The sequence below is a fragment of the Streptomyces hamibioticus genome (assembly GCF_047946815.1).
Classification (GTDB): domain Bacteria; phylum Actinomycetota; class Actinomycetes; order Streptomycetales; family Streptomycetaceae; genus Streptomyces.
In genome coordinates, this window is sequence record NZ_JBKKQY010000001.1 from 2,849,900 (window position 1) to 2,864,507 (window position 14,608).

At 74.0% G+C, this 14,608-nt stretch carries 12 protein-coding genes; 4 read left to right on the forward strand and 8 right to left on the reverse strand.

The genetic code is table 11. The features are described 5' to 3' along the window. The first annotated feature begins 107 nt into the window (after window positions 1–107). The gene (locus ACLGIH_RS12630; RefSeq protein ID WP_416525346.1) at window positions 108–1,247 is read left to right on the forward strand and encodes a MoxR family ATPase; all 1,140 of its coding nucleotides are present in this window, start codon (window positions 108–110) and stop codon (window positions 1,245–1,247) included. Then, the gene (fxsT, locus tag ACLGIH_RS12635) at window positions 1,244–5,656 is read left to right on the forward strand and encodes an FxSxx-COOH system tetratricopeptide repeat protein (RefSeq protein ID WP_416525347.1); all 4,413 of its coding nucleotides are present in this window, start codon (window positions 1,244–1,246) and stop codon (window positions 5,654–5,656) included. The genes ACLGIH_RS12630 and fxsT overlap by 4 nt, the downstream gene beginning before the upstream one ends. Before the next feature lie 89 nt (window positions 5,657–5,745). On the opposite strand, the gene ACLGIH_RS12640 is transcribed toward fxsT, so the two are convergent. After that, window positions 5,746–7,674: an aKG-HExxH-type peptide beta-hydroxylase gene (locus tag ACLGIH_RS12640; protein ID WP_416525348.1), complete on the reverse strand. Its 1,929-nt coding sequence runs from the start codon at window positions 7,672–7,674 to the stop codon at window positions 5,746–5,748. After that, window positions 7,668–7,943 carry a hypothetical protein gene (locus ACLGIH_RS12645; protein ID WP_416525349.1) on the reverse strand — a complete coding sequence of 92 codons (276 nt, stop codon included), beginning with the start codon at window positions 7,941–7,943 and terminating at the stop codon, window positions 7,668–7,670. The genes ACLGIH_RS12640 and ACLGIH_RS12645 overlap by 7 nt, the downstream gene beginning before the upstream one ends. A gap of 218 nt (window positions 7,944–8,161) precedes the next feature. Here ACLGIH_RS12645 and ACLGIH_RS12650 point away from each other — a divergent pair, with 218 nt between their 5' ends. Next, on the forward strand, window positions 8,162–8,554 hold the full coding sequence (locus ACLGIH_RS12650; protein ID WP_416525350.1) for a CU044_2847 family protein: 393 nt from the start codon (window positions 8,162–8,164) through the stop codon (window positions 8,552–8,554). Window positions 8,555–8,568: 14 nt separating this feature from the next. Here the strand turns inward: ACLGIH_RS12650 and ACLGIH_RS12655 are convergent, their stop codons facing one another. Both ACLGIH_RS12655 and ACLGIH_RS12660 read right to left on the reverse strand, forming a co-directional pair. Further along, window positions 8,569–9,930 (reverse strand): metallophosphoesterase, encoded by a 1,362-nt coding sequence (locus ACLGIH_RS12655; protein WP_416525351.1) that lies wholly within the window; start codon window positions 9,928–9,930, stop codon window positions 8,569–8,571. An 18-nt stretch (window positions 9,931–9,948) separates the two neighbouring features. Then, entirely contained in the window at window positions 9,949–10,188 is a 240-nt protein-coding gene (locus ACLGIH_RS12660; RefSeq protein WP_416525352.1) for an SCO4848 family membrane protein, read from the reverse strand. A 178-nt stretch (window positions 10,189–10,366) separates the two neighbouring features. On the opposite strand from ACLGIH_RS12660, the gene ACLGIH_RS12665 reads away from it, so the two are divergent. Then, window positions 10,367–11,701 (forward strand): D-alanyl-D-alanine carboxypeptidase family protein, encoded by a 1,335-nt coding sequence (locus ACLGIH_RS12665; protein ID WP_416525353.1) that lies wholly within the window; start codon window positions 10,367–10,369, stop codon window positions 11,699–11,701. Here the strand turns inward: ACLGIH_RS12665 and ACLGIH_RS12670 are convergent. From ACLGIH_RS12670 to ACLGIH_RS12685, 4 genes are read right to left on the reverse strand one after another with little or no spacing between them, the layout of a single operon-like run. Next, window positions 11,649–12,563: a YihY/virulence factor BrkB family protein gene (locus tag ACLGIH_RS12670; RefSeq protein WP_416525354.1), complete on the reverse strand. Its 915-nt coding sequence runs from the start codon at window positions 12,561–12,563 to the stop codon at window positions 11,649–11,651. The two genes, ACLGIH_RS12665 and ACLGIH_RS12670, sit on opposite strands and share 53 nt — an antisense overlap. Next, entirely contained in the window at window positions 12,551–13,063 is a 513-nt protein-coding gene (locus ACLGIH_RS12675) for a GtrA family protein (protein ID WP_416525355.1), read from the reverse strand. Before ACLGIH_RS12675 ends, ACLGIH_RS12670 begins: the two co-directional genes overlap by 13 nt. Next, entirely contained in the window at window positions 13,057–14,004 is a 948-nt protein-coding gene (locus tag ACLGIH_RS12680) for a decaprenyl-phosphate phosphoribosyltransferase (protein ID WP_416525356.1), read from the reverse strand. The genes ACLGIH_RS12675 and ACLGIH_RS12680 overlap by 7 nt, the downstream gene beginning before the upstream one ends. Continuing rightward, window positions 13,997–14,503, reverse strand: coding sequence for a phosphatase PAP2 family protein (locus ACLGIH_RS12685; protein WP_416525357.1), 507 nt, complete (start codon window positions 14,501–14,503; stop codon window positions 13,997–13,999). Before ACLGIH_RS12685 ends, ACLGIH_RS12680 begins: the two co-directional genes overlap by 8 nt. Window positions 14,504–14,608: the final 105 nt, after the last annotated feature.

The window sequence follows — 14,608 nt, forward strand, 5'->3', positions numbered from 1 at the left end:
CCCGACGAACCACGTCGGGCCCACCGGAGCGCGGGCGCCGGGGACCGACGGCGGAAAGGTGCGTACGTGCGCTGAACGGGCAAGACGCAGGGCGAGGGGGAGGGCTGATGACCGAACGGGGTCTGCACGGTCCGGCGGCCGACGGCGTGGCCGTCGATCCGGGCGCCTGGCACATCTACCGCGGTACGGGACAACCCCGCGAAGGAGCGCCCCTGAACGAGGTGCTGCCCGCGGCTCCGCCATGGCGCCGGTTCTCCGGCGGCCCCGTCATCACCTCCGAACCGCCGCGGGACGAGGACGAGTTCACCCGCCGCCTCGGGCCGGTCGGCACCCCGGTGGCCCGGCGGGCCTCCGCCGGCGAGCTGGACCTCGTCAATGCCGCGCTCTTTCTGCGCCGCCCGCTGATCGTGGCCGGCCCGCCCGGCATCGGCAAGTCGAGCCTGGCCCACTGCATCGCCCGTGAGCTGGGGCTCGGCCGCGTCTTACGCTGGCCGATCACCAGCCGCAGCACGCTCCGGGAGGGCCTGTACTCCTACGACGCCATCGGCAGGGTGCAGGAGGCCGCGGCCCGGGGAGCGCTGCGCGGTGCCGCACCCGCGGCGGCGGACCCGGACCAGGCCGCGAAGGAGCAGGCCGCGGGAGTCGAGACCGAGGTTCTGCACGACCTCGGCGACTACATCCAGCTCGGGCCGCTCGGCACGGCCCTGCTGCCCCGGGCGGTGCCCCGGGTGCTGCTGATCGACGAGTTCGACAAGGCCGACACGGACCTCGCCAGTGATCTGCTGAGCGCCTTCGAGGACGGCGAGTACCGGATCCCGGAGCTGGCCCGGGTGCGCGCCCGGATGGCGGACGTCGAGGTGCACACCGACGACCCCGACGGCACGGCGGTGATCCACCACGGCCTGGTGCGCTGCTCCGCCTTCCCCGTCGTGATCATCACCAGCAACGGCGAGCGGTCGCTCCCCCCGGCGTTCCTGCGCCGTTGCCTGTACCTGGACCTGCCGGCGCCGGACGCCGACCAGCTCGCGGCGATGCTCGCCGCCCAGTTGTCCCACGAGGACGGCGAGGGACGGATGACGATGATCCGCGACTTCCTGGCCAGGTCCCGGGCGGGCAGTTCCCTCGCCGCCGACCAGCTCCTCAACTCCGAGTTCCTGCGCACCACCCCGTCGGGCCCCGACGAGGGTTCGTGGAACGAACTGCTGCACGCGCTGTGGCGCCGACTCGACGAGGGCGAAGCTGGATGATCCGGTTGCCCTTCCGGGACGGCGGGGCGGGCGACGGTGACGGGCCGGGTGCCGCCTCGGGCGCCGGGCTGCGCGGAACACCCGACGGCGCGGAACCGACGTGGTTCGAGGCCGGTGAGGCGCTGTGGCTCGCGGTCCAGCGCGAGCGGCTGCTGCGACGGGCGGTCCGGCACGACGGCGGTCCGGCGGACGGGCAGGGCGACGCCGCGGCGGGCGGTGACCGGTCCGAGCGGCCCGACGTGGCCGAGCGGCGCCCCCCGCCCCGGCCGGGAGCCCCGGCCGCGACCGAGCCGAGTCAACCGGAGGACGTGCGGACGACACCGCCCGCCGCCGCGCACGCCCCGTTCGACCCCGATCCGCACGGCACCCCGCCGAACGGCACCCCCCGGCCCTCCGCGTCCCGGTCCGGCCCCGCGCGGGCGGACCGGCTGGAGTCACTGCTCGGGGAGTTCGGCAGGCAGCTGGCGCTCGACCGGTCGCGGGCCGTCGAGAAGGCGATGCTGCCGCTGAAGCGGCGGGTCGAGGCACCGCACCGCCTCCGCCTGGACGAGGAGGCGACCGCCGAGACCGCCGCCGAACTCGGTGTGTGGCTGCCCCGCCAGCAGCCGGCCGAGGAGCGCTGGCTGACGGCGACGCTGCTGGCCGACTCGGGCGACTCCATGCGGCTGTGGACGGCGACGGCCGGGCGGCTGCGGGACACCCTGCACGGCTCGGGGGCGTTCCGCGATGTGCGGCTGGTCCACTGGTCCGCCCCGGCCGGCGCCGCCCGGCCCCCGGTGCCCGCCGCCGACGGGCGCCAGGTGCTGCTGGTGCTCTCCGACCTCCACGCCGGGCACTGGGAGGACGGGACGGCACCCCGCACGCTGGCGCGCTGGGCCCGGGACCTGCCCGTCGCCGTCCTGCACACCCTGCCGGAGCACGTCTGGGCCCGGACCGGTACGTATGCCGAGCGGGTGGAGCTGGCCAGCCCCGGTCCCGCCGCCCCCAACGCCGCCTGGTCGGTGGTGCGTGACCCGTTCACGCTGCCGCCCCAGGACGGATGGCGGCAGCCCGCCGGCTCGGGCACCGCGGTGCCGCTGCTCCCGCTGTCGCCGGAGGGGCTCGGTCGCTGGGCCCGGTTCACGGCGGGCGAGCACCCCGGCGCCTACGAGGTGCGGGCGCTGTTCGCGTCCGCCGCGGCCCCGCCCGCCGACCCGCGGCCGGCCGACCCGCCGCCCGCCGCGGTACGGGCCCGGACCCTGCGCGCCCGCCTCTCCCCGACCGCCTACCGGCTGGCCCGGCTGTGTGCCGCCCTCCCCCTGCTGAACCTGTCGCTGCTCCGGCTGGTGCAGACCCGGCTGCTGCCCGAGGCCCGTACCTGGCACGTGGCCGAACTGCTGATCAGCGGGCTGCTGCGACAGATCCCCGCCGACCGCGAGGTCCCGGCCGAGGCGCGCGCGGAACTGGAGATCGGCGACGGCTTACGCCGGGAGCTGCTGTCGGAGGGCACCCGCCGGGAGACGGCCCTCGCCATCATGCTGGCCGCCGATCACATCGCCGCCACCGCGGAGGGACCGGTCGGCCGCAGCTTCTCCCACCTGGGCCGTCTGGTGCGCGATCCGACTCGCGCCGCCCGGCTGCCCGTGGAAGTGTTACAGCCATGGTTCTCCTCCGCCTTTCCCGCCTTCGCGGCCATGGGCGCTCCGTATGCGACAGCCATGGCCCAACTGAGTGACAAGCTGTCGGCGGCGGACGCCGCCCGAACTCCTCCCCCTCCCCCCGCGGTCAATGAGGCCGAAACCTCGGGCCGAGGCGCCCCGTTAGGCGGAGAGGCCGAGGATTCCGGGTTCGACGTCGCAGATTCTGGATCCGATGGAGAAGGGAACATGACCGTGAGCGGCTTGCAGTCCGCACCAGTCGGACCGAGGAGTGACGGGCTGCAGAAACCGCCACCCGTCTGGGGAAATGTCCCTCCGCGCAACCGCGCCTTCACCGGGCGGGTCCAGCTGCTGGAGAACCTGCACCGCAGGCTCCAGGAGGGCACCACGGCGGTGCTGCCCGAGGCGCTCCAGGGAATGGGGGGCGTGGGCAAGTCCCAGCTCGCCGTGGAGTACGTCTACCGCCATATGCACGAGTACCAGGTCATCTGGTGGATCCCCTCGGAACAGCCGCAGCAGATCCGCCAGTTCCTGGTGATGCTGGCCGGCCGCCTTGGGCTGAATGTGGGAAGCGGGGAGGCGAATACGGCCGTTCCGGCCGTGATCGAGGCGTTGCGCATCGGCGAGCCGTACAAGAATTGGCTTCTCGTATTCGACAACGCAGAAAACCCCGAGGCCGTGCGCGACTTTTTCCCCACCAATGGCCCGGGCCGTATTCTCGTCACCTCGCGCAACGCCCAATGGGCCACGTCGGCACGTCCCCTGGAGGTCGACGTGTTCACGCGTGAGGAGAGCCGGTCGCTGCTGCAGTTGCGGGCGCCGATGCTGGACGACGAGACGGCCGACCGGCTCGCGGAGACCCTCGGGGACCTTCCCCTGGGGATCGAGCAGGCCGCCGTGTGGCTGGCCGAGACCGGCATGCCGGCGGATGAGTACCTGCGCCTGTTCGAGCAGCAGGCCAACGAGCTGATGCTCAGTGACCCCCCGCCGGACTACCCGCTGTCCGTGGCCGCCGCCTGGAACGTCTCCCTGGAGCGGCTGCGCAAGAACCACCCGGCCGCCCTGCAACTGCTCCAGGCGTGTGCCTTCTTCGCTCCGGAGCCGATCTCCCGCCGGCTGTTCACCGGCGTCCGCGACGCCCCCGTACCGGCGGAGCTGAGGGTGGCGCTGAGCGACCCGATCCGGCTCGGCCGGGCCATCCGCGAGATCAACCGGTACGCGCTGGCCCGGATCAACCACAACACCAACACCATCCAGCTGCACCGACTGGTCCAGCGGGTGCTGATCAACCAGATGCCGGGCGAGCTGACCCGGCAGATGCGCACCGGTGCCCACTGGCTGCTGGCCCAGGGCGACCCGGGCGAACCGACGGCCTCGCACCAGTGGCAGCAGTACGGCGAGCTGCTGCCCCACGTGCTGCACAGCCGGGCCGTGGAGTCGACCGACCCGTGGGTGCGTCAGCTGGTCCTCAACGAGATCCAGTACATGTTCTCGTGGGGCGACCACCAGGGCTCGCTCGACCTGGCCGAGCAGGCGTACCACACCTGGCAGAACGTGCCGGAGGGCAGCCCCGAGCAGACCCTGGCCGCCGCCAAGCTCTTCACCGACGCGCTGCGCATCCTGGGCCGCTACCCCGAGGCCTTCGAGCTGGACCAGCGCACACTGGCCACGATGACGGAGGTGCTGGGCCCGGAGCACGAGTCGACGCTGGAGATCACCAGCATGCTCGCCTGGGACTACCGGCTGCGGGGCGAGTTCGACCGGTCGATGGAGCTCGACAAGCACGCCTACGAGACGTGTGAGCGCCTCTTCGGCCCCAACGACCTGTCCACCCTGCTCGCCGCCCACCGGCACGCGCTCAACCTGCGGTTCGTCGGGGAGTTCCAGCAGGCGCTGGAACTCGACCAGATCACCCACCGGCGCAAGGTGGAGGAGCTGGGCGAGAACGCCCAGTCGACCCTGTCCACGCTGGCGGCCGTGGTGCTCGACCTGCAGGAGGCCGGGGAGTACGTCCGGGCCCGCGACATGGTGGAGGACCTGGCGGACCGCTACCACTACAACTACGGCGAGATGCACCCGGCGTCCATGGCCACCACCAAGATGCGCGCGGTGGCCGAACGGCGGGCGGGGCACCACGACGCCGCGCTGGAGCTGTCCGGCAAGGCGCTGGCCCTGTTCCGCAGGCGGTACGGCGACAAGTACCCGGCGACGGTCAACTCCCTGCTCGCGTACGCCATCGACGTCCGCCACTCCGGGGACCTGGACCGTGCCCTGGAACTGGGCCAGCAGGGTGTCGACGGTTACCGCAACCTGCTGGGCAAGGACCATCCGCACACGATCGCGGCGGAGGTCAACCACGCCGTGTGCCTGCGGCTGGTGGGCAAGGTGGAGAAGGCCCGGGCGCTGGACGAGGCGGCGCACCGGCGGCTGACACGGCTGCTGGGCGGCGACCACCCCAACACCCTGGCCTGCGTGGCCAACCTCGTCGCCGACCTCTACGAACTGGGGGAGACCCAGGCGTCGGTGGACCTCGCGCAGCGCGGGCTGGCGGACTGCCGCCGGCGGATGGGCGAGGAGCACCCGGTCAGCCTGGCCATGGCGCTCAACCTCTCCCTGGGGCTGCGGCTGCTCGGCCGGGAGGACGACGCGGAGCCGCTGTACACGGAGACGCTGGAGCGGTACCGGCGCACGCTGGGACCGGAGCACCCGGCCTGCCTGGCGGCGGCCGAGCGGAAGATCGCCAACTGCGACATCGACTCGCTGCCCATGTGACCCGCCGAGGGCGTCCGCCGGCCGGCCCGGCGGGCGCCGTCACCCGTACGCGGCGCCGGACGCGTCGGCCGTGTGCGGCGCCCGGGGCCTCACCCGTACGCGTCGGAGGCGAACAGGGCGGGTACGCCCTCCAGCCACTCGGCGAGTTCCGCCGGGTCGGGCAGGCGGCCGGTGCGCGACCGCGTCCCGAGTGCCACCGCGCGCACCACCTCCGGCCGCCCCAGCAGGGCACGCGCGGCGCGGTCCCGGCCGGTGGCCCGCAGGGCGAGGCCCAGTCCGATCCAGGCCGGCGGGCAGGCGGGGTCTTCGGTGAGCACCTTGCGGTACTGCCGCACGGCGTCGTCCGCCTCCCCGCGCACCAGCGTCCGGTCGATGTCGAGCAGGCCGGGGTCGCGGTGGTACGGGATGGTGTCCTCGGGCGTGCCGCGCAGGGCGGCGGGGCCGTCCGCCAGGAGGATCCGCCGCAACTGGCCGCGCGGTTCCGGGGAGTCGAACAGCGGGCGGTCGCGCAGCGCCGGCCCGGGGACGGCGGCCCGGTCGGCGGCGCCGCCGCGCATCCACCGGTCGGTCAGCCGGCGGCAAGCGGCCGGGTCGGGCCGGAGGTTGCGTATCCGCCAGGTGGCCCGCAGGTCCACGAGTTCCGCACGCGCCTGGTCCAGCGCCGTCCGCGGTACGTCGTCGCCGGCCCACCGCGCGACCTGGTCCGCCAGATGCCCTACGAGGCGCTGCCCCCAGTCGGTGAGGCCCTGCCGTGCGGGCAGGGTGGCGCACACCTCGGTCAGGGCGCCGCGCAGCGAGGCGAACTCGAAGTGCGCGAGGTCGGCGGTGCGTCCGCTCAGCGCAGCGCGCTCGGCCCGCCAGAACTCCGCGACACCGGTGAAGGCGTACGCGCCGTGCAGCAGTCCCCACAGGGGCCGTGGGTCGCTGCGCCACGGGGCGTAGAGCAGGGGCTCCGGCCGCCCGGGCTCGGGGACCTCGACGAGGCGGACCAGGTGGTCCAGGCCGTTGAGCACGGAGTGCCGCGCCTCGTGGACCAGGGTCACGGCGAGGTCCGTACCGTCCTGGGGAAGGGTGAGCAGAGCGCTGCCGAAGGCTTCGGCGTACGAGGCGCTCGACGTCTGGAAGCGGGGCATCGCGGGCAGCGGCACCAGGGTCGTCAGCACCGCCGCGACCATGCGTGCCGCATGCGGATGGCGTCGCTCCAGGACCTGCGCGGCCTCGTCCAGCAGCCGCTGCCACCGGGCCGGCTCCGCCCCGCCGGCCAGGGCGGACGGCGGGTGGGGGGCGCGGAAGTCCCGGTAGGGATCGGTGTCCTCCAGCCGGATGCCCGGTGCCCGGGTCCCGGCCGGCCAGTCCAGGGTCTGCGACGGCCGCCAGACCGGCCGGGACGGCGCCGTGCGGTCCGCCGCGCCCGGGTCCGCGGGGACTGCGGGGACTGCGGGCCCGTCGGGGCCCGCCGGCAGCGGGGCGGACACTCCGCGCAGCGTCAGGCGCGCGGCGGCCGGGGCACCGTCGACGTCCAGGTCGGCGACGTCGTAGGCGTGGTGCCGGGTGCCGGGGAAGAGGGCCTGCCCCAGGGTCGGCAGGGGGACCGTGCCCGACCGTGCGGGGACGCGCAGCGTCGCGCGCAGGCCGCCGCGCAGCGCGGCGGCGCCGGCCAGGGCGTGCGCGTACCCCAGCTCGTGCCACAGCGGCGGCTCGCCGTCCGGATCCCCGCCGCCGCGCAGGCGTTGCAGGATGCGCACGGCCCAGACACCGACCGGCGGATGGGCGAGGAGCGCGCCGACGACTTCGGGGCAGGAACGTTCCGCCCGGGCGAGCAGCTCGAAGGCCTCGGCCACCGGCGGCAACGGGCCGTCGTCAAAGCGGGCTTGCCGTTCGGCGTCGGCGACGGCACGGAACATCAGCAGCCGGCGGCTGCGCTCCGCCGCCACGATGCGGGCCACCGCGGGTGCGGTGAGCCGCCCGGTCGCGCTGTCGTCCAGGTCGCCGACCGGGATGCGGTGGCGGGTCAGCACGAGGCCGCACGCGGCGGTCGGCCGGGCGGGGAGGCGGGTGCCCCGGCCGCGCCCAGTTCCTCCTGTACCCGGCGCTGGGTGGCGAAGTGCGGACTGCCGCCGCCCCCGCCCGGGCCCGCCTGCCCGACCGCCTTGTTCACGAGTTCCCGGAGCAGGCTGTCCTGCGCCTGTACGACTCGGGGGTCACTGAGTGCCAGGACCTCCTGGAAGCCCCAGTCGCTGAGGTCGACAAGGCCGGTCTCGATGTCGTCGGTCGCAGACAACCTCACGTCACACTTCCCCCTTGTCGGCTCCGGCCCGCGGCCCGGCCCAGCGCAGGCGCTCTTTCTATAGTGGCCCGCCAAGAGCCATGCCGAAAGGGGCTCCTGGCGGCCACGGAGGCCGGATTCTTTCCCACCTGGCACCCGGTGCGCCGAGTCGGCTGCCGCCGGACCGCCCGGCCGCTACGGTGAGGGGGCCGTTCGGACCGGCGGGATGAGGGGGCAGCATGGGGACTCTGGTGCGTTTCGACCTGGGTGACGGGGACTCGGTCGTCGCGGAACTGGAGCGGGTCGACGTCGGTGTGGTGGACGCGGCGACGCCGTCCGACCTGGTGGCCCGGGCGACCGGGTCCTTCGCCGCGGCCCTGGAGCAGGTGCGCGGCATCGCGGCGCTCACCGTCCGCCGGATGCGTGATCTGCCCCAGCGCCCCGACGAGGTCACCGTCGACTTCGGCATCCAGCTCGACGCGGGAGTGGGCGCGGTACTGGCCCGGACCGGCGCCCAGGGACATCTCCAGGTGCACCTCACCTGGCGGCGCGAGGAGGAGCCTGCCGCCGCCCCCGCCCCGGCAGCCCCCACCGACGCCGGGCCGGACGGCGCCGGAGCGGCGGCCGGGTAGGCGGGCGGCTCCGTTCAGGCCTGCCGTGACGCCAGTTCGATCACCGTGATGTCCGACGGCGCGCCCACGCGCGTCGGCGGGCCCCAGGCACCGGCGCCCCGGCTGACGTACAGCTGGGTGTCGCCGTAGCGCTCCAGGCCGGCGAGCGTGGGGTTGGCGGCGCCTGCGATCAGCGTGCCGGGCCAGAGCTGGCCGCCGTGGGTGTGGCCGGAGAGCTGGAGGTCGACGCCGTGGTCGACGGCCTCGTGGATCTGCACCGGCTGGTGGGCGAGCAGCACGCACGCGCGGGCACGGTCCCGGTCGCCGAGGGCGCGGGCGAAGTCGGGGCCCTGGCCCTCGTCCTCGCCCGCCACGTCGTTGACGCCGGCCAGGTCGAAGTGGGGCAGTGCCGTGCGGGCGTTCTCCAGTGGGCGCAGGCCCAGGCGCCGGACCTCGTCGACCCACTGCTCGGCGCCCGAGAAGTACTCGTGGTTGCCGGTGACGAAGAAGCTGCCGTGCCGGGCCTTCAGCCGGGCGAGCGGTGCCGCGGCCGGGCCGAGGTCCTGCACACTGCCGTCCACCAGGTCGCCGACGACCGCGATCAGGTCGGGCTGGGTGGAGTTGATCGTGTCGACGACCTTCTGGGCGAAGCCCCGGCCGAGCACCGGGCCCAGGTGGATGTCGCTGACCACGGCGATGCGGTAACCGTGGGCGGCGCGCGGCAGCTTGGCCAGCGGCACGGTGACCCGCTTCACGCCCGGGCCGCGCAGCACGTCGTACGTCCCGTACCCGACGGTGCCCACGGCCGCCGCGGCGGCGGCACCGCCGATCACCCGGGAGACGAAGAGGCGGCGGGAGACCGCGGCGGGCGGACGGCCCGGGGGCGGGTCCTCGGGCGCCGGCCCGCGGTCCTGCTCCCGGCCCGCCCCCGACTCCGGCTCCGGACCCCGCTCCGGCTGCGGCCCCGACTGTGGAGCCACAGGCTCCGCTTCCGGCGTCCTCGGGGGCGCCGTGCACGCCGGTATGCGCTCGGGCGCCGGGGCGGGGACGGCCCGGGCGCGCTGCCGCGCGGCGGCGCGCCGCTCCAGCAGACGCCGCAGCAGCGGTCGTGGCAGCTCCCCCACCGCCACCGCCAGCAGCAGGTAGAGCGACAGGGCCAGCCAGAGGAAGCCCGGCCAGGCCAGCACCTGCTGGAGCCGGAAGGGGGCGCCCGCGCGCTCGGCGACGAGGGCACCGACCGTCAGGACCCAGCCTCCGGCGATCAGCACCGCGCCCAGCCGGCGTACCGGGCCCGGACCTCGGGTCGTGTCGCGGAACAGGCGGCGCCACACGTACCAGTTCCCGGCCACCAGGACGCCCACCACGGCCAGCGCGACGAGCCCGAAGACGACCACCATGCCGTCGTATCCCCTCAGTTATGACGTGCGACGCAGTGCGCGCAGACCACGCAACCCGATGACCCCGATGGCCGTCCCCAATACGAAGGAAACGATGGCGAGCGTCAGGTGCACCCAGAAGTACGCCGTGGGGTCGCCGTCCTCGAAGGCGAGTCCGCTGCTGTCCTTGAACAGGTTGTTGACGAAAGTGATCCAGATGACCCAGCTCCACACCCCGAAGGCGAGCAGGAACCAGGAGACGGGGCGGCTGAGCTTCACAACTTCGCACCTTTCATCGCAGCGCCGGGCACCCGAGGTCGGCCGGGGGTCCGGGAGTCGTCCCCCGAACCGGCACAGCATGGTTCCAGTATCGCCGTCTCGCGTCCGGAACCGCCTGCGGGGTGGGGAGGGGGACGGGGACGGGACTTCCCGGCGCGCGGGAGGTACGTTCTCCGTCGTGCCCGCACCCAAGAAGACCGCCAGGCGCTCCTTGCTGGTCGCCTCCGCCGCCCTGATCACCGCCTCGTCGCTCGCGTTGGCCGCGCCCGCCGCGCACGCGGCCCCGAGCCCCTCGGGGAGCGAGTCGGCGAGCCCCTCGGCGAGCCCGTCGGCGAGTCCGTCGGCCACTCCCCCGGCGAAGATGTCCACCGTCGGCGGCGCCCGGCTCGGGCAGCCGGGGACGCAGGTCAACCTCGCGAGCGGCGTGCCGGTGCTGCCCAAGGACGTCACCGCCCGCTCCTGGATAGTGGCCGACGCGGAGTCCGGCGATGTGCTCGCCGCGCACAACGCGCACTGGCGGCTGGCCCCGGCGAGCACCCTGAAGATGCTGTTCGCCGACACGCTGCTGCCGAAGTTCCCCGGCTCCCTGAAGCACAAGGTCGTCCCCTCCGACCTGGCGGGCGTCGGCCCCGGCTCCAGCATGGTCGGCGTCAAGGAGGGCGAGACGTACACGGTCCACGACCTGTGGCTCGGGGTGTTCCTGCGCTCCGGCAACGACGCGGTGCACGTGCTGTCCGCCATGAACGACGGGGGCCTGGAGGGCACCGTCGCGGAGATGAACGAACACGCCGGGGAGCTCCAGGCCCTCGACACGCACGTGGTCAGCCCGGACGGCTACGACGCGCCGGGCCAGGTCTCCTCCGCGTACGACCTGACCCTGATCGCGCGGTCCGGGATGCAGAAGAAGGACTTCCGCGAGTACGCCTCGACCGTCCGCGCGAAGTTCCCGGGCAAGACGACGAAGAACGAGAAGGGCAAGACGACCCGCGAGTCCTCCGAGATTCAGAACACCAACCGTCTGCTCACCGGCGACACGGACGTCGAGGTCTATCCGGGCATCGCCGGGGTGAAGAACGGCAGCACCACCAACGCGGGCTCCACCTTCACCGGCGTCGCCGAGCAGGGCGGCAAGGTGCTGCTCGTGACGGTCATGCACCCGGAGAAGGACGAGCGCAACGAGGTCTACAAGGAGACCGCCCGGCTGTTCGACTGGGGCTTCAAGGCGGCCGGAAAGGTCGAGCCGGTGGGCGAGCTGGTGCCGCCGAGGAGCGCCGTGCTGCCGAGCGCCTCTCCGGGCGCGGACGCCTCCGGGGAGGCGGGCGGCACGGAGGCCCGGACGGGGGCGGTGGGGACCGAGCCGGTGGCCGGCGCCGCGACGGCGGACGGGTCCAGCGGCATCGGGACCGCGCTGGCGATCAGCGGCGGGGTGCTGGTGCTGCTCGCGGGCGGCGTGTTCCTCGTCAACCGCCGGTGGCCGCTGCCCGATCTGGTGCGTCGCCGGAGCCGTCCCTGAGCGCGCCCTCCTGCTCCTTGCCGCCCGTCGCCGTCCAGGCGGCGCAGAACAGCACCAGCTTGCAGGTGAAGTTGATCCACAGCAGCAGGGCCACGGGCACGCCGAACGCGCCGTACATGCTCTTCGCGGCCACGCCCTGCATGTAACCGCTGATCAGCAGCTTGAGCAGTTCGAAGCCGACCGCGCCGATCAGTGCGGCCACCACCAGGCGGCGGCGCGGCGGCTCGGCACCGGGCAGCAGCCCGAGGACGTACAGCAGGACCAGGAAGTCGGCGAGGACGGCGACGGCGAACGCGGCGATGTGGAGCAGGACCCCGCCGACGCCGCCGCTGTCCATGCCCAGTTGGCGGATGATCCAGCCGACCAGCGCCGAGGCGACGGTGGAGATCGCGATCGTGACCAGCAGCGCACCGCCGAGGCCGACCAGGATGCCCGCGTCCTTGGCCCGGTGCAGCACCGGGTTCTCCTCCTCGTCGGGCAGTTCCCACACGGCGCGCAGACAGCCCCGGACGGCGTCGATCCAGCCGATGCCGGTGAACAGCAGCAGGACGCCCGCGATGATGCCGACGGTGCCGGCGTTCTCCACCAGGCCCTCGATGTTCAGCTGGTCGGAGATGCCGGGGATCTGTTCGGCGATCGTGTCCTGGATCCGGTCCTGCTGCTCCTTGCTGAGGGTGGCGGCGGTGATGGCGCCGGCCAGGGCGAGCAGCGGGAACAGCGCGACGAAGCTGGTGAAGGTCATGGCGGCGGACAGCCGCGCCCACTTCACCCGGTCCAGCCGCTCGTACGACCGCCAGGCGTGCGTCATCGTCAGCCGGGACACCCACGGCCCCACCACGGGAAGCTTTTTCAGCCAGTCCATGATCCGACCCTGCCCCCTGTCCGCTCGCTCAGCCCGGTCCGCCCGTTCCGTTCGTTCCGTTCGTTCCGTTCGTTCCGTTCGGTCGGCGGCCCGTCGTCTCCACCGGCTCGGAAGACCAGTGTTCTTGTGCCCCAGAAGCGCAGGAGTGTGGCCAGCGCCATGCCGACTCCCGCTCCGGAGACGGTGTCGGCGGTCTGCGAGGTGAGGCCGAGACCGTAGTGGCTGACGGCCAGGCAGAGCAGTTGTACGGCGGCCCCGGCGATGTTGACCGCGAAGAACAGGGCGTACGGGCGCAGCCCCCGGGGCCGGGTGTGCCGGTAGGTGCCGAGCGCGTTGCCCGCGTACGCCACCGAGCAGCCCGCGACGAAGGACAGCGCCTTGGCGGTGAGCGGGTCGACGCCGGCCGGTCCGCGCAGGACGGTGAAGAGGGCGAGGTCGGTGGCGTAGGCGCACAGGCCGACGGTGGCGAACCCGATGAGTTCGCGCCGGTCGGCTACCAATTCACCACCGCCAGGGCGTACATGGCCACCCACGCCACGCCGATCATGGCGAGCGCCCGGTCGCGCAGGACCACGTCCTCGGGCTCCCCGGCGGTGCCGCGGTCGGCGAAGACGGCGTAGCGCAGGATGGCGAGGATGAAGGCGACCATGGACAGCTGGCGCCAGGGCAGCACGCTGGTGTGCGGGACACCGCCCTCCTCCATGGCCCACAGGCAGTAGGCGAGGACGGCGACACCGGCCGCGAGCTGCCAGACGAAACGCAGGTAGCCGGTGGTGTACTCGGTGAGCAGGGCGCGGGTGGCGCCCGCCTTGCCGGCCATCTGCACGGCCTCGGAGTAGCGCTTGGCCGACACCATGAACAGCGCACCGAAGCCGGTGGTGATGAGGAACCAGCGGGACAGCGGGATGCCGAGCGCGAGCCCGCCGATCATCGCCCGCATCAGGAAGCCGGTGGTGACCACGGCGAGGTCGACGACCAGGACGTGCTTGAGGCTGACGCAGTAGGCCAGTTGCATCACGAGGTACGCGGCCAGCAGGAGCGCCACGGAGGGCGGGCACAGCCATGCGGCGGCGACCGGCGCGAGCACGCCGAGAGTGCCCCCGACGGCGTACGCGACCGGCACCGGGACCTGCCCGGCGGCGACCGGGCGGTGGCGCTTGACCGGGTGGGCGCGGTCGGCGTCGGCGTCGCGGGCGTCGTTGACCAGGTAGACGGCGGCGGCGCAGGCGGTGAACAGGACGAAGACCAGGGCGGTCCGGGTCAGCGCGTGCCGGGAGAACAGCTCCCCCGCGGCGGCCGGGGCGGCGACCACGAGGACGTTCTTGACCCACTGCCGGGGGCGCGCGGTCCTGAGCAGCCCGCCGAGGAGGCCGCCTCTGCGGGGCGGTGCGGGGGGCTGCTCGCGGGTGGTGCGCTGGTGCAGGACGGCCGTGTCAGCCACGGGCGGCTCCTCTCATCCAGTCGGCGCCGAGCCGGGCCGTCAGGACGCCCAGGGCGGCGCCCGCGGCCACGTCGGAGGGGTAGTGGACGCCGACGACCAGCCGGGACAGGCACACGGCGGCGGCCAGCGGCCACAGCGCGCGGGCCCGGCGCGGGCCGAGCGCGCCGAAGGCGACGGCCGCGGCGGCGGCCGAGGTGGCGTGCGAGCTGGGGAAGGAGTGCCGCCCGGCGGTGCGCACCAAGGGCTCGACGTGCGCCGGGCGCGGGCGGCGCACCACCCGTTTCACCCCCATGCTGACGAGGTGTGCTCCCGCGGTGAGGGCGGTGCCGCGCAGCCAGGCGCCGCGCCGGGCGCCGTCCGCGGCGGCTCCGGTGAGCCCCGCCGCGAGCCACAGCGCCCCGTGCTCCCCGGCCCAGGACAGGGCGCGCGCGGCGCCGGCCACGCGCGGGTCCCCGCCGTACGCCCTGAGCGCGGTGACGATCCGGTGGTCCAGGTCCATGTGGACCGACTGTTCCTGCCGACCGGGCCGAAGGCCTGGAAAAACTCCGGGAATACGGTGCGACATCCCATTAATCACCCGTTTCGGGGATGAATGGGATGTTCC

What these genes read in the sequence shown, in the direction of transcription:
- ACLGIH_RS12655 (WP_416525351.1), bottom strand. Translation starts at nt 9,930, where the DNA reads ATGGTGGTCGTCTTCGGGCTCGTCGCGCTGGCCGTGGTGGGCGTCCTG.
- ACLGIH_RS12670 (WP_416525354.1), bottom strand. Translation starts at nt 12,563, where the DNA reads ATGGACTGGCTGAAAAAGCTTCCCGTGGTGGGGCCGTGGGTGTCCCGG.
- ACLGIH_RS12685 (WP_416525357.1), bottom strand. Translation starts at nt 14,503, where the DNA reads ATGGACCTGGACCACCGGATCGTCACCGCGCTCAGGGCGTACGGCGGG.
- ACLGIH_RS12630 (WP_416525346.1), top strand. Translation starts at nt 108, where the DNA reads ATGACCGAACGGGGTCTGCACGGTCCGGCGGCCGACGGCGTGGCCGTC.
- ACLGIH_RS12650 (WP_416525350.1), top strand. Translation starts at nt 8,162, where the DNA reads ATGGGGACTCTGGTGCGTTTCGACCTGGGTGACGGGGACTCGGTCGTC.
- fxsT (WP_416525347.1), top strand. Translation starts at nt 1,244, where the DNA reads ATGATCCGGTTGCCCTTCCGGGACGGCGGGGCGGGCGACGGTGACGGG.